This window comes from Streptomyces sp. JL2001, from assembly GCF_050917515.1.
Taxonomy (GTDB): domain Bacteria; phylum Actinomycetota; class Actinomycetes; order Streptomycetales; family Streptomycetaceae; genus Streptomyces.
Genome location: NZ_CP169421.1, coordinates 6,138,325 through 6,158,342, shown reverse-complemented (window position 1 = coordinate 6,158,342; position 20,018 = coordinate 6,138,325). Strand labels below are relative to the sequence as shown.

Here is a 20,018-nt window from a genome sequence, read left to right as displayed (position 1 = left end):
GGCGGAGGTAGGCGGACAGGGAGGTCAGGGAGGTCAGAGGACCTTGGAGAGGAAGGCGCGGGTGCGCGCGTGGCGGGGGCTGTCGAGGACCTCGGCGGGTGGGCCCTGCTCGACGATCCGGCCCTCGTCCATGAAGACGACGGTGTCGGCGACCTCGCGGGCGAAGCCGATCTCGTGCGTGACGACGATCATGGTGGTTCCGGAGGCGGCCAGGTCCTTGATGACGTCGAGCACCTCCCCGACCAGTTCGGGGTCGAGCGCGGAGGTCGGCTCGTCGAAGAGCAGCAGGGTGGGTTCGAGGGCGAGGGCGCGGGCGATGGCGACCCGTTGCTGCTGGCCGCCGGACAGCTGCCGGGGGTACGCGGTCGCCTTGTCGGCGAGTCCGACACGGGCGAGCAGCTTCTCCGCGGCGGCGACGGCCTCCTTGCGGGGGCGCTTGAGGGCCGACACCGGGGCCTCGACGATGTTCTCGAGGACGGTGAGGTGCGGGAAGAGGTGGAAGTTCTGGAAGACGAAGCCGATCCGGGTGCGCTGCTTGAGGATCTCGCGCTCGCGCAGCTCGTAGAGCTTGTCGCCGGAGCGGCGGTAGCCGATCAGGGTGCCGTCGACGCTGATCCAGCCGCTGTCGACCTTCTCCAGGTGGTTGATGGTCCGCAGCAGGGTGGACTTGCCCGAGCCCGACGGCCCGAGGACGACCGTGACCTCGCCGGCCCGGACGTCGAGGTCGATGCCGCGGAGTACCTCCAGCGGCCCGAAGTTCTTGTGGACGGAGCGGACTTCGACCATGGACGGGGTGGGGGTGCTCATCGCACGGCTCCCTTGGCGTAGTGGCGTTCGACGTAGTGCTGGAGGACGGAGAGCGCGGTGGTCAGCAGGACGTACCAGGCGGTGGCGACCATCAGGAGCGGGACGACGCGTCCGTTGCGGCCGTAGACGACCTGGACCTGGTAGAAGAGTTCGCCGATCGCCATCACGGAGACGATCGAGGTGCCCTTGAAGAGCGAGATGATCTCGTTGGCGGCGTTGGGCAGGATCGAGCGCATCGCCTGGGGCAGGACGATCCGGCGCAGCTGGCGCAGGCGCGGGATGCCGAGGGCGGCGGCGGCCTCCAGTTGCCCGGGGTCCACGGCCAGGACGCCGCCGCGGACGATCTCCGCCGCGTACGCGGCCTGGTGCAGGGCGAGACCGAGGACGGCCGCGCTCATGGCGCCGACCAGGCCCATCGTGTCGAAGGAGTAGAAGGACGGCCCGAAGGGGATGCCGAAGCTCAGCTCTTCGTAGAGGTAGGCCAGGTTGAACCAGAAGAGCAGCTGGACGATCAGCGGGATCGAGCGGAACGCCCAGATGTAGCCGAAGGCCACGGCCTTCAGGAACGGGCTGGCCGACAGGCGCATGAAGGCGAGCACGATGCCGAGGGCGAAGCCGAGGGCCGTGCCGTAGAAGGTCAGCTGGAGGGTGACCCAGACGGCGTGGAGGATCGTCTCGGTGCTGAAGAAGCGGGCGAAGACGTCCCACTCCCAGCCGGGGTTGGTGACCAGGCCGTGGGCGAACTGCAGGAGCAGCACGGCGGTGACGACGACGGCGACCCAGCGCCAAGGGTGGCGGACGGGGACGACCGTGAGCGCCGCTCCGTCCGGGACGGCCGGGGGTTTCGCCACGTCGAGGGGTGGATCGCTGGTGAGGGCCATGACGGTTCCTTGGGAAGGGGTGCGGAGGCGGGGGCCGCGCCCTCGGGTGCGGGCGGGCCTGGGATGCCGGGATCGGGTGGCCGTGCGGCGGCGGACGGCCGGAGCCTTCGGGGCCACTGGGCCCCGGAGCCACGGGACTTGGGCCAAGGGACTTGGGGCTACGGGACCGTGGGGCTACGAGGAGGTGGGCGCCCGCCGGGGGCGGGGGCCGGACCTGCCGGACGTCACGCGCTCGCGCTCAGGGGGGCGCGACAGGAGAGGTCCCGCAGGAACGCGAGCGCGGTGCGCGCCGTCGCGTCGTTCTGTCGGAAGGCGACCCCGCCGGTGCGCGGCCGGGTGAAGGCGCCGCCGGCCCGGGCGGTGGTGGGCGGGCCGAGCGCGAAGCGCCGCGGGTGGGGCCGGCCGTCCTGACCCAGGATCCGTCCGTCGGCGGGGTCGACGGCGAGCAGTCCCGCGTCGGTGGCCCGCGCGCCCTCCTCGTGGAGGGCGCGCAGCAGCGGGCTGCCGGTGAGTTCGACGGTCGCGTCGGGGAGCCGGGCCTCGACCAGGGCGCGGGCCTCGGTCCACTCCCCCGGCACGCTGGCGGAGGTGGCCCGGAAGACGCCGCGTTCCTCGTCGGCCTCGACCGTCGTGCCGGCGCCGAGGAAGCGGACGATCCCGGCGCGCGACAGGGCGAGGAGCTGCCGGAGCCGGGGGCCGGGCGGCCCGGAGGCGAGGAAGCTGAAGAACCCGTGCCACCAGTTGTCCGGATCGCCGGTGTCGCCGAGCCGGATGAGCTGGCCGTAGACCGACAGGAGCGCGCCGAAGACGGCCAGGTCCGGGCTGTGCCCGGGGTCGTGGCGCCGCTCCAGGTCGTCGCCGATGTGACGGCGCAGCGCGTCCTGGAGGGCGTCGCCCGACGCGAAGCGCAGCCCGTCCAGCGGATGGTCGAGGGCGTCGAGGTCGAGCCGGTCGGCGGGGTCGGGCACCGCGGCGGCGACGACCGCGGCGAGCTCGGCGGAGCCGGGCGCGGCGGCCGCGTACGCCTCCTCGAAGGCGGACCGGTCGGCGGCGGTGCGTTCGGGGTGAGCGGTGAGGAGCCGGTGGTAGTGGGCCCAGCCGAGCTCCTTGTCGATCAGGGGCAGCACGTCACGCCGGAAGTCGGCGGGGCCGGGCCGCCGCAGCAGCTCGTCGACCTCCGCGGGGCCGAAGAAGCGCGGCAGCGGGGGCCGTTCGCCTTCCAGGGCGTAGCCGATCTTGGAGTGGTACGGGACTCCTCGCCGCGATCCGACGTGGAGCAGCGGCTCCTTGCCCGAGGGCACGTACTCCCCGTTCTCGTACCGTCCGCCGCGGCCCTCGGTGAGCAGCACCATCAGGTCGACGAAGGCCAGCCCGAAGCCGCGCACGAGGACGGGTTCGCCGGCGGGGAGCGCCGACAGGTCGGTGTCGGCGGTGAAGTCGGGCGGCAGGTGGAGGAGTCCGTGGCGGGCGGCGAAGTCCGCCAGTTCCCGCTGGTCCTCGCCGGGTTCGGCGTCGAGATGCCCGATGGTGAGGACGACGAGGTCGGCCAGGAGGGGTGTGGAGCGGTCCGCCAGCCAGACGCGCTGGCGGCCCTCGCGCGGGCCGCTGACCCGTACCGCGCTGGTGCGGTGTTCGTGGACGGTGACGGAGGCCGGCAGGGCGGCGCGGGCCTCCTCGTACACCCAGCGCAGGTAGGCGCCCTGCTGGGGCCGGCTGGGGAAGGTGCGTCCGTCGAGGCCCGCCCACTCGGCGAGCGTGGGTCCCGGCCGGACGGGTCCGGCGATCTCCACGGTCTCGTCGGTGAACATGGTGACGTCCTCGGCCTGCGAGTTCATCCAGAGCAGTGGGGACTGGCCGGTGCGCCAGATGCGCCCGCCGCCGGCCGGGTGGGGGTCGACGAGGTGGACGTCCAGCGGCCGGTCGCCGTACAGCTCGGGCAGGTTGGCGGCGACGCGCTCCAGGAGTCCGGTCCCCCGCGGCCCGGCTCCCACGATGACGAGAGCGGCTCGCGGCGTCATCGCGCACCCGCCGTGCCGCGCGCGTAGTGCCGCTCCACGTAGTGCTGTCCGATGCCGAGGACCGAGGTGACCGCGACGTACCAGATCGTGGCGACCAGCAGCAGCGGCACGACCTGGTAGGTGCGGTGGTAGACGAGCTGGACGGAGTAGAGCAGGTCCTGGACGGCGATCACGGAGACGATGGAGGTGCCCTTGAGGGTGCCGATCAGCATGTTCCCGGCGGGCGGGACGATAGAGCGCATCGCCTGGGGCAGCACGATCCGGGAGAACCGGCGCAGTCGGCCGAGGCCGAGGGACTGCGCCGCCTCGATCTGGCCGCGGTCGACGGAGAGGATGCCGCCGCGCACCACCTCGGCGGCGTACGCGGCCTCGTGCAGGGTCAGTCCGATCACGGCGACGGCGACCGGGCCGAGGAGGTTGACCGTGTGGATGCCGAGGATCTGCGGGTAGAGGGCTCCGATGTTGAACCAGAAGAGCAGCTGGACCAGGATCGGCGTGGAACGGAAGAACCAGACGTAGCCCCAGCTGACGGCCTTCAGGACCGGGTTGGCGGAGAGTCTGAACACGGCGAGCAGGGTGCCCAGCGCGAAGCCCAGGAGCATGACGAGGGCGGTCAGCCAGAGGGTGAGACCGAGACCGCGCAGGACGGCGGCCGAGGTGAAGTACGTGCCGACGACGTCCCATTGGAAGGCCTCGTTGCGGACGACCGAGAGGAGTCCGAGCGCGAGGAGGACGAGGACGGCGGCGGCCGCGGTCCACTGGCCGGTGCGGCGGGCGGGGACGATGCGGGGAGGATCGGCGGCCGGGGTGCGGCCGGCCGCTTTGGTGAGGGTCGCGGACATGCGAAGGCTCCGTGGATGCGTCGATCGAACACGGGAGTGCGCCTGCACATGGAGACGAGCGCGGATCCGAGCCCCTCAGCTCGATCCGCCCTTCGAGGCTATGCGGTCAACACCGTTGGCTGTCAAGGGTGTCCGAACTGTGAGCTGTACGTCTCACCTGGTTGACGGGGAAACGGATGCCTGTTCCACTTGGGCCATGCATTCGCAGCAATGGCTGGTCACGCGCTCCCACATCGACTTCGGTCGCGTGTGGTCCTCCTCCTGTTGAGCCGACCCCCTGCGTTTCGCCTGCCCGCGCTCTCTTCCGCGGCGTCTCCACCTGTGTAGTCGAGCTCTTCCTCCCCTCGCTCCGCCCTGCCTCGGCCTCGCCTGATCTGCCCTGATCCGGCCGGTCCGGGCTCTCCTCGCCCTGCCCGGGCGCGACGTCGTCGCGTCTCGACGTCCGCCGTCCCGCACCGCGTCACCCCTGCCCAACTCCTCCGCCCGGTCCGGGCTCTCCTCGCCCTGGACTCCCCTGCCCGCTCCGCGGCCCGAAGGACACCCATGACCTTCACCCCGAGCCCGGCGTCCGCGCTGTCCGTGCGCCGGACGACGGTCGACGACCCCTTGGCCCGCCCGCTCCTCGACGAGCTGGCGTACGAGTACAACCTCCGCTACGGCTCCGCCGACGACCTCGACCGCTATCCGCCCGAGGAGTTCGCGGCGCCCGGGGGTGCGTTCCTGCTCCTGCTCGAACAGGGCCGGCCCGTCGCCGGCGGCGCCTACCGCCGCTACGACGACGGGACCGCCGAACTGAAGCGGATCTGGACCCACTCGGCGCACCGCCGGCGCGGCCTCGCCCGGCGGGTCCTGACCGTCCTCGAACGGGAGGCGGCCGACGCCGGATACACCCGCATCTTCCTGACCACCGGACCGCGCCAGCCCGAGGCCAAGGGCCTCTACCTGGCCGCCGGATACCGCCCGCTCTTCGACGTGTCGGCGGATCCGGAATCGATCGGCCCGCTGCCGTTCGAGAAACACTTGGAGACCCCGAAGCCATGAGCCCCACCAGCACCCGGCCCACCCGTACGCCGCAGCCCGCCGGCACGCGCTCCGAGGCCGCCCGGCCCACCGACACCCGACCCGCCGACGCGGCGACCGCCGGCGCACGGTCCACCGCCCCGCGGAACACCGCGGCGCGCCCCGGCGGCGTACGGCGCCACACCGCCGTCTTCGCCCTGATCACCACCGCCGCGCTCGCCCTCACCGCCTGCGGTACGGGCGACCCCGCGACCACGCCCGCCGGGGCGGCCGGCGCGAAGAAGGGAGCGGTCCCGACGGCCGACGTGGTCTCGGCCGTGACCAAGGACGAGGCGGCGGCCGCGCTGCTGCCGGCGGACGTACGGCGGCGGGGCACCGTCTCGGTGGCCTCGTCGACGGGCAGCCTGCCCGGCGCGGCCTACCTCCCGGACGGCCGCACGCTGGTCGGCGGGGACGTGGACCTGACGGACGCGGTGGCGAAGGTCCTCGGTCTCCGGCTCACGCGTGAGGTGGTGAGCTGGGAGGCGATCCTGCCGGCCCTGGGCAGCGGCAAGTACGACTTCGGCACCGGGAACTTCGGGGTGACCGAGGAGCGGCGCCGGACCATCGACTTCGTCACCTACATCAACGACGGCCAGGGGTTCGCGGCGCGGGCGGACAGCCCGCTGAAGAAGGTCACCGACCTCACCCAGCTGTGCGGTCTGAACGTGGCCACGGGAGGCGGGACGACCTTCGAGGCGACGCTGGAGCGGAACAAGGCCCGGTGCTCCGCGGCGGGCAAGAAGCCCTACACGATCCAGAGCTTCTCCGATCAGGGCGCCCAGTGGATGTCGCTCCAGCAGGGGCGCAGCGACGTGCTGATGAGCACGGTCAACGGCCTGCGCTACGCGGTGACCCAGCAGGAGAACGTGAGGTTCCTCAACGAGTACCGGCGCCTCGACGTGGGCTTCGCCTTCAAGAAGGGGACGCCGCTGGCCCCGGCCTTCCAGGCGGCGGTGAACCGGCTCAAGAAGGACGGCACGTACGACCGGATCCTGCGGAAGTGGGGGCTGACGGACTCGTCCATCGCCGAGTCCCGCATCTCGCCCCCGGAGATCCCGGCGCCGACGAAGTAGCGACGGCCGTACGGGGCGGGGTGCCGCATGGCGCCCCGCTCCCCGGTCCTCGGGGCCGCGTGGCGCCCCGCTCCACGGTGCTCGGGGCCGCGGGGCGGCCGGACGTGCCGTCAGCAGCCGCAGTCGCAACCGCAGTCACAGCCGTCGCAGCAGCCTCCGTCACCGCCGTCACCCTCGCCACCACAGCAGTTGCAGCAATTGCAGCAGTCGCCGCACCCGCTGCAGTCACAGTTGCTGCACAGGCTCTCCTTGCGCTGCCGGCTCCAGGGGTCCTCGTAGGTGCCGCAGCACAACTGGCAGGTGCAGGCCAGGCCCATCCAGACCGCGCAGCCGGCGATCAGCCCTCGGCGGCGGTTCGGCGGCTCCGGGGGAAACGGGCCTCCGCCGCCGGGTCCGCCCGGCCCGGGCGCGTACGGGTTCCCGGGCACCGGCCCCGGGGCGTAGGGACCCGGCTGGTAGGGGCCGGGCTGGTGCGCGCCCGCCGGGTCCGGCATCGCGTCCCCGGCATGCCCCGCCGGACCGGCGCGGTGCGCGCAGGCGGTCGTGCCGAAGGCGCGGTCCACGGAGTTGCGCAGCTCGTGCGCGAGCAGCACGTGGGCCAGCCGGCCGTTGACGAACTCCGCGTCCCGCAGCGCCAGCCGGATGCCGTGCAGCGCGTCGTCGGCGAGCCGCCGCGCCTCGTCGAGCGAGGTCCCGGTCGCGGTGAGCGGGTTCCACGCGCCGGTGGCGGCGTCGGCCTCCCGGTCCTCCACGGCGTCGAGCAGGTGGGCGAGCCGGCCGAAGAGCCGGCCCGCCTCGGCGAGCGGCTCCACGTTCCCGGGCCGGCCGGCGAGTACCGCGGTGTGGGCGAAGGCCGCGGCCGTCGCCGTCTCCGTGGGCTCGGTCACGACCAGCAGTGGCGTGCCGGGGCCGGCCAGCGCCTCGATCCCGGTCTGCCGGTCCACCGCGTCGACCAGGACGGCCGTGTCGAAGCCGAGTTCCCGCCCGGTCCGCGCGCCCGCCCGGTCCCAGGACCTGGCGACCCGGCGGGCCGCGGCGGCGACCGGCCGGCGGGCCAGCAGACCGTCGCGGTCGGCGACGTGGTCGCGGACCTTGGCGGAGGCGAGCACCAGCGAGACCGCCGCGGCGAGCCGGGCCCCCTCGCCCTGGGCGACCGGGGCGCTCTTCATCTGGCGCAGCGGGCACGGACCCGCCGTGCGGCGCCCGCCCGCCACCGCGCCGTCGCGGGTGCCGGTCTGAGCCTCCGTCAGGACGGAGACGATCAGGCCGTCGTAGTTGGTGACCACCCGGGCGAACTGCCCGTGGTCGGCACGAAGCGCCAGACAGAGTCCGCAGAGGTGGGCCATCCACTCCGTCTTGAGGCCGTCCCCGAGGCGGTGGGTGCAGGGCCTGACGATTCCGAACAAGTGATCCCCCGTGCTTCGCGCGCCTGTGCGGCAGGCATCGTACCGAGCCCGGTCGTTCACCCGTACGCCCCTGTCGTCACCCTTCTGGCCCGACTTTCATATTTTGAGTTGCACACCCCCATCCAATCCTCTGTCAGGCCCCGCATACCGCAAGATTCCTGACTGATCGCCAGAATTCGGGCCTCACGTTCTGCACCAGTACCGTTACGAAACCCTCGCGCGCCGACTATCCACTTGGCGCGCAATCCGCATCATGGACGACGATAGGGATTGCGGAACCACAAGTGACCGCGCTGAAAGGAGGCGTCCATGGGATCGGTGCGCAAGGCGAGTGCATGGCTGGGACTCGTCGAGGACAACGACGAGCGTTACTACGACGACGAGTACGCCGAGGGTGCCGAGAGCGGCGACGCCTGGGTGACGGACCCCCGGGTCCGGGTGGCGTCCGACTCGGCGCAGGAGCAGGGCCGCCGGATCGCGACCGTCTCCCCGGACGGGTTCCGGGACGCCCGGGGCATCGGTGAGCTCTTCCGGGACGGGGTCCCGGTCATCGTGAACCTCACGGCCATGGAGCCCTCCGACGCCAAGCGCGTGGTGGACTTCGCCGCCGGCCTCGCCTTCGGCCTGCGCGGATCCATCGAGCGCGTGGCGACGCGGGTCTTCCTGCTGACCCCCGCCGACACGCAGATCGTCACCGGGGACCCCGCGTCCCGCGCGCAGGACGGTTTCTTCAACCAGAGCTGAGGGCAGGGCCGCTCACCGGAGGGCCTTCCGCGCCGCCGCCTACCGGAAGGCGTCCAGGCCGGTGAGCGCCTTGCCCAGGACCAGCTGGTGCATCTCGACCGTGCCCTCGTAGGTGAGGACGGACTCGAGGTTGGTGGCGTGCCGCATCACGGGGTACTCCAGCGAGATGCCGTTGGCACCGAGGATGGTGCGCGAGGTCCGGCAGATCTCGATGGCCTCCCGCACGTTGTTGAGCTTGCCGAAGCTGACCTGCTCGGGGCGGAGCCTTCCGGCGTCGAGCCGCCGCCCGAGGTGGTGGGCGAGCAGGATGCCCTTGTGCAGCTCCACCGCCATGTCGGCGAGCTTGCCCTGGGTGAGCTGGAAGCCGCCGATCGGCCGGCCGAACTGCTCACGCGTCCTCGCGTACGACAGCGCCGCCTCGAACGAGGACCGCGCCGCCCCCATCGCACCCCAGACGATGCCGTAGCGGGCGTGCGAGAGGCAGCTGAGCGGTCCCTTCAGGCCGACGACCTCCGGGAGGACGGCGTCGGCCGGCAGGCGCACGTCGTCCATGACCAGTTCGCTGGTGACGCTGGCGCGCAGCGACCACTTGTGCCGGATCTCGGGCGCCGAGAATCCGGCCGCGTCGGTCGGGACCACGAAGCCGCGGATGCCCTCGTCGGTCTGCGCCCAGACGACGGCGACGCCCGCCACCGAGCCGTTGGTGATCCACATCTTGCGGCCGTTGAGCACCCAGTCGTCGCCGTCCCGCTTCGCGTGGGTGCGCATGCCGGCCGGGTCCGAGCCGTGGTCCGGCTCGGTGAGGCCGAAGCAGCCGATGATCTCGCCCGCCGCCATGCCGGGCAGCCACTGGCGCTTCTGCTCCTCGGAGCCGAACTTCCAGATCGCGTACATGGCGAGCGAACCCTGCACGGACACGAGGGAGCGGATGCCCGAGTCGGCGGCCTCCAGCTCCAGGCAGGCCAGGCCGTACTGGACGTGGGTGGCGCCCGCGCAGCCGTAGCCGGTCAGGGACATGCCCAGGGCGCCGATCGAGCCGAGCTCGCGGGCCAGCTCGCGGATCGCGGGCAGCTCGCCCTGCTCGTACCACTCGGCGATGTGCGGCAGGACCCGGTCGGCGGCCCAGCCGCGGACCGTCTCCCGCACGGCGAGGTCCTCGGGGTCGAGGAGGTCGTCGATGCCGAGCGGGTCGGCCGGGTCGAAGGGCGGCAGCTTCGAGGGTGCGGACATGCGGGGGGCCTCCGGCGGATCGCGCGCTGACCAGGGGGTGTCCGGTCAGGAACCGGCGCCGACGTTACGGGTCAGTGTGCCGTGCGTCCAGAGCCGGCCGACTCGACGGGCTCACGGGTGGCGGGAACCCGCAGGGGCTCGCCGGACCCGCCGCGGCCTGCGGTACGGGCTTGCCCGGACCTCTCGACCGGGCCGTCCGGACCGGCCGCTGCGGCCCGGTCGCCGGCACCGGGTGCGACGTCCGGCCCGGCCGCCCTGGGGCGCTCCGCCAGGTCCTCCGGATCGACCGTGCACTCCATGACCCGGGGCAGCCGCAGCGCCATGAGCGCGCCGAGCAGCAGCAGCCCGGCGCTGACGAACAGCGTCACGTGCAGGCCGTGCACGAAGGCGTGCCGGGCCGCGCGGTGCAGCGCCTCGCCCGCCGCCCCACCGAGGCCGTCGGCCACCTGGTAGGCCTCGCCCAGCGAGTTCGCGGCGGCCCGGCTCGCGCCGTCCGGCACCCCTGGGACGCCGGAGAGCCCGGGACCGTAGGCGGCGTTCATCACGCTGCCGAGCAGCGCGATGCCCATGCCCGCGCCGAGCTGGTAGGAGGTCTCGCCGATGGCGGCCGCCCCTCCCGCGCCCTCCGGCGGGGCCTCGCTGAGCATCGACTCGTACGCGGAGAAGAGGGTGGTCTGCAGGCCGAAACCGAGCAGCACGAAACCGACGGTGAGCAGCAGGGGCCGGTCGTGCTGGCCCATGAGGACCAGCAGCAGCACGGCGGCGGCGGTGAGGACGAAGCCCCAGCCGACCATCCGGCGCGGTCCGATCCGGTGCAGGGTGTACGTGCCGGTGGCGCCGGCCGCCATGGCCGCGAAGGTGAGCGGCAGCAGCCGCAGCCCGGTCTCCAGGGGGCTGAGCCCGAGGACCAGCTGGAGGTACTGGACCGCGATGAGCTCCAGGCCGACCAGCGCGAGCATGGCGAGCACGATGCAGCCGACGGAGGTGGTGAAGGCGGCCCGGGAGAAGAGCCGCATGTCGATCAGCGGGTGCTTGCGCTGCTTCTGCCGCCGCACGAAGACGACCAGCAGCGCCGCCCCGACGAGGAGCGGTGCGGCGGTCGGGAAGGCAAGAAGGCTCTCGCCCGCGCCGAGGCGCTTGACCCCGAGGACCACGCCCAGCACGCCGGCCGCGGCCATCAACGCGCCGAGCACGTCCCAGGGGCCGTCGGCGGCGCCCCGCGACTCGGGGAGCAGCCAGCGGCCCAGCGGCAGGATGAAGGCCATCAGCGGGATGTTGATCAGGAAGACCGAGCCCCACCAGAAGTGCTCGACCAGGAAGCCGCCGAGCACCGGGCCGGTGGCGGCGCCGACCGCGGCGACCGCCGTCCAGATCCCGATCGCGGTGGCCCGCTCGCGCCGGTCGGGGAAGACCGCCCGGAGGATCGAGAGGGTGGCCGGCATGATCATCGCGCCGCCGACGCCCAGCAGGGCGCGGGCCGCGATCAGCACCTCGGGAGCGGTGGCGAGCGCGGCGACCGCCGAGGCGACGCCGAACAACGCGTAACCGATGAGCAGCACACGGCGCCGGCCGACCCGGTCACCGAGCGTGCCGAAGAGGATGAGGAGCGACGCGCAGATCAGTGGATAGGCGTCGACGATCCACAGCAGGGCGGTGGAGCTGGGGCGCAGGTCCTCGGTGACCGAGGGGACCGCGACGTGGAGGATGGTCGCGTCCAGGGCGACCAGCAGAAGGCTGACGCAGAGGACGACGAGGACGACCCAGCGGTTGGCACCACCCGCCGCGGCACGGAGCCGTGTTCGGGCCGTGATCGTCCGCTGCATGTACGTACCTCCCAGTGATTCCCTCGCGCTCGGCGGGCACCGGCCGGGGCGCGTGTCCTCGGGGCGGCCCGGCATCGACGGGCGAGTGAGCCGTCAGCGTACGCGAGTTCAGGGCCCGAGCGCGTGGTGCAGCTCTCACCCCGGCGGGCCGCCGAGTGTGGTGTACGCCACTCCGCCCGCTCCGCGCGTCGCACGGAATTCCGTTCGGACAACCGTGTGAAGCAATTCCACGGCATACAAACAGACTTCCGGAAACACCCCCGGCGACAATAGGGCAGAAGGTCATCGGATTAGCCGACCTCGGATGGTGATATTCGCCGCGTTGAGACCTACTCCACATCACATCGTCATCACGAAGGCACGGGATCGCCCTGTCTCGGTACTCACTCCCTGTAACGTCGATTGGGTGCGTACCGACATCTTTGCCCGGCTGGACCGGGAGCCGGAACCGCCGAAGATAGAGGTCCCGCGGATGACCCGCACGCGTCTCGCCCTCTTCGGCGGGACGTCGGCGTTCTATCTCGCGATCGTCGTCGCCGTACTGCTCTCCACCGGGCTGGTGACCCTCGACTGGAAGATCATGCTCTTCCGGCCGTACCAGCAGTGGCCGGAGATCCACGGTTTCCTCGACTACTACGTCGTCCTCGGCCAACGCGGCCCGACGGCCGTGATGGTGGCGGCCTGGCTGGGCTGGCGCTCCTGGCGCCAGCACACCCTGCGCCCCCTGCTGGCACTCGGCGCCGCCCTGCTGCTGCTCAACGTCACGGTCGGCGCGGTCAAGATCGGACTCGGCCGTCTCGGCCCCCACTACGCGACGCAGATCGGCTCAGCCGAGCTCTTCGCCGGCGGCGATATATTTCCGTCCGGACACACCGCCAACGCGGTCGTGACCTGGGGAATCCTGGCCTATCTGGCGACCACCCCGCGGGCCCGGCGCTATCTGTCGGCGCTGTCCGCCGTGGTCGCGCTGGGTGTCGGCCTCACCACCGTCTACCTCGGCACGCACTGGCTGAGCGACGTGGTGCTCGGCTGGGCCGCCGGCCTGCTGATCCTGCTCGCGCTGCCCTGGTGCGAGCCGGTGATCGCCCGGGCGGAGGAGCTGATCCTGGCGCTGCGCGACCGGCTGCGCGAGCGGCTGCACGCCCGTCGCCGGCTGGTGCCGTCGCTGCCCGTCGCGACCGGTGGACCGCGTCCCGCCCTCTTCCCGCCGCGCGCGTCGGGGGCCGAGGAGCCGGTACGGGAGATCATCGGCGTGCACGGTGGCCGTGCCGGACGCGGCGAGGGGCGACTGGCTCCGCCGCTCAGCCCGCCCCGGGCCCACGCGGTGCGCTCCGAGCGGACTCCGGTCACTCCGGCCGGCAGTCGCCGCCCGGGCCACTCGCGGCCCCTCACGGGCGGCTGAGCGCCGCCACGACCGCAAAGGGGAAGGGCCCCGGCTCCGGCCGGGGCCCTTCCCGCGTCTCCGGGGGCGCCTCGTCGCCCTCGGAGAGGGCTCCGGCCCGTGCCCGTCGGGGTCAGCCGAGCCAGCAGCGGGTGACCGTCCCGCCGTCCACCTCGAAGTTGATGCGCCCCTCCAGGTACTCCATGGTGATGATCGATCCGGGCGGCAGCGCACGCACGACGTTCCAGCCGCGGCGCCTCGCGAGCTGTTCGGCGCGCTCCGCGTCCAGCCCCACGTAGGAGTCCGGGGAGGCGTCGTCGGTCGGTTCGTGAGAGGTCGGCTTCGGTGTCATGCGCCTCACGTTAGGCGGCGCCGGACCGTGACGGAAGCGTGGCCGGCGAGAGATGTCCCAGCAAGCCCGTGCACCACGGCGGTCACGCTTGTGTCACAGGTTCTCGACATATGTTTGACACGGGCTTCGTCACTCGTTCGGGCAGTTTCCGGCCGATTCTCCGGCAATTCCCGGCCTCCTCCGTCACTTCCCGGAGGGGTGCGCGGAATTCCGTCTCCCCGCCCGGCCAGCGAAATTGACGGGCCCACCTCGGGGATCCGGCATTCACGATTTCCTTACACGGTCCGCACAGCGTCCGCCGTCCGGACCATCCCGCGGACTTCGCCTCCGCCGATCTCTCCCCCGGCGCGCGCATCATGTCCGGACGACCGGACCAGCGGAGGCAGCGATGGTGGGCACCGAGACCGCGAGCGCGGCCGTCGAATCGGCGCCCCAACGTCATGGGCGGGTCCTGATCGACTGGCTCACCACCACCGATCACAAGAAGATCGGCCACCTCTATCTGATCACCTCGTTCCTGTTCTTCCTGGCCGCCGGGCTGATGGCGATGGTGATGCGCGCCGAGCTGGCCCGGCCCGGGCTCCAGCTGGTGGACAACCAGCAGTTCAACCAGGCGTTCACCCTGCACGGCACGATCATGCTGCTGCTCTTCGCGACGCCGACCTTCGCCGGCTTCGCCAACGAACTGGTGCCGTTGCAGATCGGCTCCCCGGACGTCGCCTTCCCGCGGCTGAACATGTTCTCGTACTGGCTGTTCCTGCTGGGCGGCCTCATGGTCGTCGGCTCCCTGCTCGCGCCGACCGGGCCCCCCGCCTTCGGGTGGACGGCCTACGCCCCGCTGAACGGTCTGGAGCGGTCCCCCGGCATCGGCGCCGACCTGTGGATCATGGGGCTGGCGCTCTCCGGTTTCGGCACCATCCTCACCTCGGTGAACTTCCTGGCGACGATCATCGGGATGCGGGCCCCGGGCATGACGATGTTCCGGATGCCGATCTTCACCTGGAACGTCCTGTTCACCGCGATCCTGGTGCTCATGGCGTTCCCGGTCCTCGCGGCGGCGCTGCTGGTGCTGGAGGCCGACCGGCGCTTCGGCTCGGTGGTCTTCGACGCGGCGAACGGCGGCGCGCTGCTGTGGCAGCACCTCTTCTGGTTCTTCGGCCATCCCGAGGTCTACATCATCGCCCTGCCGTTCTTCGGCATCATCAGCGAGATCATCCCGGTCTTCTCCCGGAAGCCGATCTTCGGTTACGCGACGCTGATCGCCGCCACCATGACGATCACCGGCCTCTCGGTGGTGGTGTGGGCGCACCACATGTTCGCCACGGGGGCGGTGCTGCTGCCCTTCTTCTCGCTGCTGTCCTTCCTCATCGCCGTACCGACGGGCGTGAAGTTCTTCAACTGGACCGGCACGATGCTGCGGGGCTCGCTCTCGTTCGAGACGCCGATGCTGTGGGCGGTGGGATTCCTGGTGTCCTTCCTCTTCGGCGGGCTCACCGGGATCATCCTGGCCTCGCCGCCGATGGACTTCGCGGTCACCGACTCGTACTTCGTCGTCGCGCACTTCCACTACACGGTCTTCGGCACGGTCGTGTTCGCGACCTTCGCGGGCTTCCACTTCTGGTGGCCCAAGTTCACTGGCAAGATGCTGGACGAGCAGCTGGGGCGGATCCACTTCTGGACGCTCTTCGTCGGCTTCCACACCACCTTCCTGGTGCAGCACTGGCTGGGCGCCGAGGGCATGCCCCGGCGGTACGCCGACTACCTCGACGCCGACGGCTTCACCACGCTGAACACGATCTCGACCATCGGCGCCTTCCTGCTCGGCATCTCCACGCTGCCGTTCCTGTACAACGTCTGGCGGACCGCCAGGTACGGCGCGAAGGTCGACGTCGACGACCCCTGGGGCTTCGGGCGCTCGCTGGAGTGGGCGACGTCCTGCCCGCCGCCCCGCCACAACTTCGTCTCCGTCCCGCGGATCCGCTCCGAGGCGCCGGCGTTCGACCTGCACCACCCGGAGTTCGCGGCCCTCGAACGCAGCGGGGTCAGTCCGCCGGCCGCTCCCCCGCCCGGTCCAGGGCCCGGGACATCCGGTCCCTGATCACCCGCATCCGCCCGTCGAGCTCCCGCGGCTCGACCACCTCGAACTCCAAGCCCATCAGGGTCACGTGGAAGACCAGGTAGTCGAGACTGCCCGCGCCGGTGCGCAGGAGGCAGACGTCGTCGCCGTCGGCCTCCAGGACGCCGTCCATCGGCCCGACCGTCCGGGTGGCCTCGGCCAGCGGCACATGGAGCCGGATCGTCGCCTCGGCGGCGTACGCCGAGGACGAGACGCCCTTCGAGACGTAGGCGGCGAGGTCCTCAGCCGGCGGTTCGCGCGGCGGGAAGCGCGGGCCGTGCGGTGGCCTCGGGTCGATCCGGTCGGCCCGGAACGTGCGCCAGTCGTCGCGGTCCACGTCCCAGGCGACGAGGTACCAGCGGCGTTCGGTGCACACCAGGCGGTGCGGTTCGACGGTGCGGCGGCTGGTGGCACCGGTGTGGTCGCGGTACTCGAAGCGCAGCCGTTCGCCGTCCCGGCAGGCATGGGCGAGATCGGTGAGGACGGCCGGGTCGACCTGGATCCGCGGGGTGCGCAGCATCGGCACGGTGAAGGCGTTCAGCGCGCCGACCCTGCGGCGCAGCCGGGCCGGCAGCACCTGCTCCAGTTTGGCCAGGGCGCGTACGGAGGTCTCGCCGATGCCCTCGATGCCCTGTCCGGCGGCGGTGCGCAGTCCGACGGCGACGGCGACGGCCTCCTCGTCGTCGAGGAGCAGCGGCGGGAGCTCGGCACCGGCGCCGAGCTGGTACCCGCCGCCGGTGCCGGGGCTGGCGTTGACCGGGTAGCCGAGCTCGCGCAGCCGGTCGACGTCGCGTCGTACGGTCCGCGGGGTGACCCCGAGCCGGTCGGCCAGGTCGGCGCCCGACCACTCGCGGTGGGCCTGCAGCAGCGAGAGCAGACGGAGCAGTCGTGCGGAGGTCTCCAACATGGGGCCGAGTCTGCCAGCAGTCGCGGACAGCTACGGTCCGCGATCCGGGGGCGCGACAGGGGCCGGTCCGCCCCGGACGGGCCGGCCGCACCGGGCGGCCCCGCACCCGCACCGGGCGGGCATGCCCGGCTCTTGCCGGCCGGCCCGCCCGGCGGAGCCGGATGATCCCGCCGAGAGGGGCCGGTGCTCAGCGGAAGCGGCGGACCAGTCGGCCGATCCGCGCCTTCAGGGAGTAGCCGGCGTCGATCACGCGGCCGGCCGCGCGGTGCAGCGCGTCGCCGAGGCGGCCGTGGGCCCGCCCCGCGTGGCCCCGGGTGACAAGCTCCGTCCAGATCTCCTCGTGCCGGACGGCGATCCGGGCGGGGTCGAAGCGTTCCGACGACGTGCGCGCCGCCCGCGCGGCCTTCTCCCGCAGTCCGTCGTCGTCGATGAGGTCGAGCAGGGCCCCGGCGATCGCGGACACGTCGTCGACCGGCACCAGCCGGCCGTCGACGCCGTCCTCGATGATCTCGCGGGGTCCGTGCGGGCAGTCGGTGGAGACGACCGGAAGGCCGCAGCGCATCGCCTCGACGATGGTCATGCCGAAGGACTCGCGCTGCGAGGTGACGGCCGCGATCGAGCCCTTGGCCCACTCCGGTTCCATCGGGTTGGCGGTGCCCATCAGGAAGACGTTCCCGCCCAGCCCCCGGCGCTCGATCTGCCGGGCGAGTGTCTTCCTCAGGTTGTCGGAGGCGTCGCCGGTGCCGTAGATCCGCAGCTTCCAGTCCGGGCGGGCCGCGGCGACCTCGGCGAAGGCGTCGATGAGCACGTCGTAGCGCTTGACCGGGATCAGGCGCCCCGCCGCCACGACGACCTTGGCGGCCGGGTCGGCGGGCGGCACGCTCGGCGCGGGCACGCTGTTGGGCACGGCGTCGATCCGTACGCCCGGGAGCCGCAGCCGGTTCCGGTAGGCGCGGGCGTCGGCCTCGGTGACCGTGGTGAGGGCGTCCAGGAGGGCGTACTGGTGGCCGATCTCGCGCCGCAGGCGGTAGGTGTGTCCGTCCAGGATCAGGTGCTCCTGGCCGACCAGGACCGGGCCCCCGGGCCGGGCCTCCTTGGCGAGGTGGACGTTGAGCCCGGGGCGGGTGCCGACGACCACGTCCGCCTCGACCGCGCGCAGATGCTCCCCGATCCGGGCGTCGGTGAGGGCGCTGTACTGCTTCCAGCGGCCGTCGCCGCGCGGGAAGACCTTGGCCGGCCGGGCGAAGTCGGGGTGCCCGCCGTCGTATCCCGGGCTCTTCTTCCGCAGGTCGACGAGGTGACGCAGGGTCACCCCCTCGGGCACGTCCAGGATCGGCTCGTCGCGGTGCCGGAAGACCGAGACGATCTCGACCTCGTGACGTTCCGCCAGCTCCTGGGCGAGGGTGAACGTCGTCCGGATGGTGCCGCCGATGTGGTAGCCGTTGTGGAGCAGAAAGGAGATGCGCATCGTGCTACCGGTTCCCCCCGGTGAAGTGTGTGGTCGCAGGTGACTGTACTGAACTCCCCGTGCGGCCTTCACGGTCGGTAGCCGAGCTGGGGGACGGTGGCGCAGTCGGTGTCCATGTCCCCCTGGGTGACCCAGCCCCGGTCGTCCTGCCAGCGTGCCACGGAAAGACAGGTGTGACGGGTCTTCGGCGGCTCCGGCAGCCTCTCGAAGCGCACCGGAAGCAGCAGTCCACGAGCGGTGTACGGCTCCGCCCGGTTGACGAAGCGCTCGACGCAGGCACGGGTGAGGGAGCCCTCGGCGAGGCACGAGCGCGCCGCGTCGGTGAACCACATCGCGGCCGCCCAGCCCTCCAACTGCCACTGGGAGACCGACCCTTCCCCCATTGCCTCGCGGAACTCCCGTACCGCGGGATGGTGTTCGTCCGCGTAGTTGCGGCTGGAGCCGGTCACCCACAGGGTGTTCCGGCACACGGGTGACTTCGCGTAGTCGCGGGACACCGTGGACGACCAGTTCTGCACGTTGGTCACCTTCGCCGTGACGTGGACGCCGACCTCGTCCATGGCTTCGCAGAGCCGGGTGTTGCCGTGCGTGTCCAGGGCGTCGAAGACGAGGTCCGCGCCCTGCGCCTTGAGATCGGCGGCCACCGCGCGGAAGTTGGGCAGCGCGAAGTCGACCTGCTCGTCGACGACCCGGTAGCCCTCGGCCCGCAGGCCCTGGGTGACCAGGCGCGCGTACGCGGCCGACGCGGCCTGGTTGTAGGAGACGACGGCGGCGGTGCGCGCGCCCGTCTCCCGCTCGAACCAGCGGTAGACCTCGGTGCCGCCGTACAGCACGCCGTGCCAGCCGGGCGCCGCCCCGGTGCGGGGCGCGGAGCTGCCGTAGATCCCGTACAGGTGCGGGTAGGTGTCGTACGCGGGGGTGAGCGGCTGGCCGCCGATGTCGGGGACCCCGGCCCGGGAGACGAGCGGGGCGCCGGCGTAGTCGAACGCGGTCGTGGCGACCAGGGCGAACACCTTCCGCTCGTCGATCAGCCGGTGCACGCACTCGTTGTTGCCGACGCCGCTGCCGCCGTCGTCGCAGGTGACGACCTCGACCCGGCGGCCGTCCAGGCCACCGCGGGCGTTGAGGGCGTCGAACCAGGCGCGGGCGCCGTCGCGCGGTCCGGTGAAGGCGTCACCGCCGACGGGGCTGGTGGCGCTGCTGATGATCCCGATGCGGAGCGGCTCACCGTCGGAGGGGGAGGTGGCGGTGGGCCGCGTCTCGAACGCGCTCTCCGGCAGCCGGCTGCCGCAGGCGGTGGCCAGGGCGAGCAGCGCGGCCAGGAGGAGCGCCGCCGCCGTCTCAGCAGCCCGGAACGTTCGCACCGCTGAGCTCGACCAGACCGCAGAGGGTCTTCACGGAGACCTTCCAGACGTCGTTCTGCTGGACGGCGGTGCCCTTGCTGTCGGGGAGGGCGGGGGCGCCGCCGACGAGCAGGTCGTAGGTGACGTTCGCGCCGGTGGGCGAGGTGAACTCGACGGTCTTCACCGCGGCCGAGGTCATCGCCGCGTTCCGGTCGCCCGCGAAGGCGGCGAGGACCGGCATCATCTCGGCGCCGTTCTCCAGCAGTTTCGCCTTCTCGTTCACCGGCGTCTTCGGGTCGAAGAACGCCTTCCAGTTCCGGGTGATCTCCGCCTCGGCCGCCGCCGGGTCGGCCGGCCCGTCGCTCGCCGGGGGCGGTACGGACGCGGAGGGCGTGGGCGCGGTCGAGGGTGAGCCCTCGTCGTCGCCGCATCCCGCGAGCACCGGCCCGAGCACCAGCGTGGCGACCGCCGCGAGCGCCGCGAGGCGCGAGCGTCCGCCGAGAACCCTGAGAACCATCTGGCTCACCACCGGGTGTCCGTCCAGGCCGGGCGGCCTGATGATTCC

At 72.3% G+C, this 20,018-nt stretch carries 17 protein-coding genes; 5 read left to right on the top strand and 12 right to left on the bottom strand.

Translation table 11 applies throughout. The features are described from left to right. Positions 1-33 precede the first annotated feature (33 nt). The 4 genes from ACE1OA_RS27500 to ACE1OA_RS27485 all read right to left on the bottom strand — a co-directional run bounded on the left by ACE1OA_RS27500 (position 34) and on the right by ACE1OA_RS27485 (position 4,548). The gene (locus tag ACE1OA_RS27500; RefSeq protein WP_356603057.1) at positions 34-786 is read right to left on the bottom strand and encodes an amino acid ABC transporter ATP-binding protein; all 753 of its coding nucleotides are present in this window, start codon (positions 784-786) and stop codon (positions 34-36) included. A gap of 17 nt (positions 787-803) precedes the next feature. Continuing rightward, positions 804-1,688 carry an amino acid ABC transporter permease gene (locus tag ACE1OA_RS27495; RefSeq protein WP_356780136.1) on the bottom strand — a complete coding sequence of 295 codons (885 nt, stop codon included), beginning with the start codon at positions 1,686-1,688 and terminating at the stop codon, positions 804-806. A gap of 224 nt (positions 1,689-1,912) precedes the next feature. Then, positions 1,913-3,706 (bottom strand): FAD/NAD(P)-binding protein, encoded by a 1,794-nt coding sequence (locus tag ACE1OA_RS27490; RefSeq protein WP_432753533.1) that lies wholly within the window; start codon positions 3,704-3,706, stop codon positions 1,913-1,915. Next, positions 3,703-4,548 (bottom strand): amino acid ABC transporter permease, encoded by an 846-nt coding sequence (locus ACE1OA_RS27485; RefSeq protein ID WP_356603019.1) that lies wholly within the window; start codon positions 4,546-4,548, stop codon positions 3,703-3,705. Before ACE1OA_RS27485 ends, ACE1OA_RS27490 begins: the two co-directional genes overlap by 4 nt. 543 nt (positions 4,549-5,091) lie before the next feature. Between ACE1OA_RS27485 and ACE1OA_RS27480 the strand changes: the two genes are divergently transcribed. Then, complete coding sequence (locus tag ACE1OA_RS27480; RefSeq protein WP_356603018.1) at positions 5,092-5,589, top strand: GNAT family N-acetyltransferase; 498 nt, start codon at positions 5,092-5,094, stop codon at positions 5,587-5,589. Beyond that, a complete protein-coding gene (locus ACE1OA_RS27475; RefSeq protein WP_432753532.1) occupies positions 5,586-6,683 on the top strand; it encodes an ABC transporter substrate-binding protein in 1,098 nt (365 codons plus the stop codon). The genes ACE1OA_RS27480 and ACE1OA_RS27475 overlap by 4 nt, the downstream gene beginning before the upstream one ends. Positions 6,684-6,793: 110 nt before the next feature. On the opposite strand, the gene ACE1OA_RS27470 is transcribed toward ACE1OA_RS27475, so the two are convergent. Continuing rightward, positions 6,794-8,089: a DUF5685 family protein gene (locus ACE1OA_RS27470; RefSeq protein WP_356603016.1), complete on the bottom strand. Its 1,296-nt coding sequence runs from the start codon at positions 8,087-8,089 to the stop codon at positions 6,794-6,796. A 309-nt stretch (positions 8,090-8,398) separates the two neighbouring features. Between ACE1OA_RS27470 and ACE1OA_RS27465 the strand changes: the two genes are divergently transcribed. Next, positions 8,399-8,833 (top strand): cell division protein SepF, encoded by a 435-nt coding sequence (locus ACE1OA_RS27465; RefSeq protein ID WP_356603014.1) that lies wholly within the window; start codon positions 8,399-8,401, stop codon positions 8,831-8,833. A gap of 39 nt (positions 8,834-8,872) precedes the next feature. Here the strand turns inward: ACE1OA_RS27465 and ACE1OA_RS27460 are convergent, their stop codons facing one another. Beyond that, positions 8,873-10,063, bottom strand: coding sequence for an acyl-CoA dehydrogenase family protein (locus tag ACE1OA_RS27460; RefSeq protein WP_356603012.1), 1,191 nt, complete (start codon positions 10,061-10,063; stop codon positions 8,873-8,875). Between the two features lie 71 nt (positions 10,064-10,134). Further along, a complete protein-coding gene (locus tag ACE1OA_RS27455) occupies positions 10,135-11,886 on the bottom strand; it encodes an MFS transporter (protein WP_356603010.1) in 1,752 nt (583 codons plus the stop codon). A gap of 406 nt (positions 11,887-12,292) precedes the next feature. Here ACE1OA_RS27455 and ACE1OA_RS27450 point away from each other — a divergent pair, with 406 nt between their 5' ends. Then, positions 12,293-13,288 (top strand): phosphatase PAP2 family protein, encoded by a 996-nt coding sequence (locus ACE1OA_RS27450; protein ID WP_432753531.1) that lies wholly within the window; start codon positions 12,293-12,295, stop codon positions 13,286-13,288. Positions 13,289-13,400: 112 nt separating this feature from the next. Here ACE1OA_RS27450 and ACE1OA_RS27445 read toward each other — a convergent pair whose 3' ends face one another. Then, positions 13,401-13,619 carry an I78 family peptidase inhibitor gene (locus tag ACE1OA_RS27445; protein WP_356603006.1) on the bottom strand — a complete coding sequence of 73 codons (219 nt, stop codon included), beginning with the start codon at positions 13,617-13,619 and terminating at the stop codon, positions 13,401-13,403. Positions 13,620-14,010: 391 nt separating this feature from the next. Between ACE1OA_RS27445 and ctaD the strand changes: the two genes are divergently transcribed. Further along, positions 14,011-15,717 carry an aa3-type cytochrome oxidase subunit I gene (ctaD, locus tag ACE1OA_RS27440; RefSeq protein WP_432754101.1) on the top strand — a complete coding sequence of 569 codons (1,707 nt, stop codon included), beginning with the start codon at positions 14,011-14,013 and terminating at the stop codon, positions 15,715-15,717. On the opposite strand, the gene ACE1OA_RS27435 is transcribed toward ctaD, so the two are convergent. The 4 genes from ACE1OA_RS27435 to ACE1OA_RS27420 form a co-directional block, all read right to left on the bottom strand. After that, positions 15,662-16,642, bottom strand: a complete 981-nt coding sequence (locus ACE1OA_RS27435) for a helix-turn-helix transcriptional regulator (protein WP_432753530.1) — start codon at positions 16,640-16,642, stop codon at positions 15,662-15,664. The two genes, ctaD and ACE1OA_RS27435, sit on opposite strands and share 56 nt — an antisense overlap. Positions 16,643-16,829: 187 nt before the next feature. Beyond that, entirely contained in the window at positions 16,830-18,110 is a 1,281-nt protein-coding gene (locus tag ACE1OA_RS27430) for a glycosyltransferase family 4 protein (RefSeq protein ID WP_384874721.1), read from the bottom strand. Between the two features lie 68 nt (positions 18,111-18,178). Further along, positions 18,179-19,474: an ABC transporter substrate-binding protein gene (locus ACE1OA_RS27425; protein ID WP_432753529.1), complete on the bottom strand. Its 1,296-nt coding sequence runs from the start codon at positions 19,472-19,474 to the stop codon at positions 18,179-18,181. After that, positions 19,452-19,970: a hypothetical protein gene (locus ACE1OA_RS27420; RefSeq protein WP_356780119.1), complete on the bottom strand. Its 519-nt coding sequence runs from the start codon at positions 19,968-19,970 to the stop codon at positions 19,452-19,454. Before ACE1OA_RS27420 ends, ACE1OA_RS27425 begins: the two co-directional genes overlap by 23 nt. Between the last annotated feature and the right edge of the window lie 48 nt (positions 19,971-20,018).

Coding starts and splice junctions, on each gene's coding strand:
- ACE1OA_RS27455 (WP_356603010.1), bottom strand. CDS start 11,886: ATGCAGCGGACGATCACGGCCCGAACACGGCTCCGTGCCGCGGCGGGT.
- ACE1OA_RS27445 (WP_356603006.1), bottom strand. CDS start 13,619: ATGACACCGAAGCCGACCTCTCACGAACCGACCGACGACGCCTCCCCG.
- ACE1OA_RS27480 (WP_356603018.1), top strand. CDS start 5,092: ATGACCTTCACCCCGAGCCCGGCGTCCGCGCTGTCCGTGCGCCGGACG.
- ACE1OA_RS27500 (WP_356603057.1), bottom strand. CDS start 786: ATGGTCGAAGTCCGCTCCGTCCACAAGAACTTCGGGCCGCTGGAGGTA.
- ACE1OA_RS27485 (WP_356603019.1), bottom strand. CDS start 4,548: ATGTCCGCGACCCTCACCAAAGCGGCCGGCCGCACCCCGGCCGCCGAT.
- ACE1OA_RS27420 (WP_356780119.1), bottom strand. CDS start 19,970: ATGGTTCTCAGGGTTCTCGGCGGACGCTCGCGCCTCGCGGCGCTCGCG.
- ACE1OA_RS27460 (WP_356603012.1), bottom strand. CDS start 10,063: ATGTCCGCACCCTCGAAGCTGCCGCCCTTCGACCCGGCCGACCCGCTC.
- ACE1OA_RS27475 (WP_432753532.1), top strand. CDS start 5,586: ATGAGCCCCACCAGCACCCGGCCCACCCGTACGCCGCAGCCCGCCGGC.
- ACE1OA_RS27435 (WP_432753530.1), bottom strand. CDS start 16,642: ATGTTGGAGACCTCCGCACGACTGCTCCGTCTGCTCTCGCTGCTGCAG.
- ACE1OA_RS27465 (WP_356603014.1), top strand. CDS start 8,399: ATGGGATCGGTGCGCAAGGCGAGTGCATGGCTGGGACTCGTCGAGGAC.
- ACE1OA_RS27495 (WP_356780136.1), bottom strand. CDS start 1,688: ATGGCCCTCACCAGCGATCCACCCCTCGACGTGGCGAAACCCCCGGCC.
- ACE1OA_RS27490 (WP_432753533.1), bottom strand. CDS start 3,706: ATGACGCCGCGAGCCGCTCTCGTCATCGTGGGAGCCGGGCCGCGGGGG.
- ACE1OA_RS27430 (WP_384874721.1), bottom strand. CDS start 18,110: ATGCGCATCTCCTTTCTGCTCCACAACGGCTACCACATCGGCGGCACC.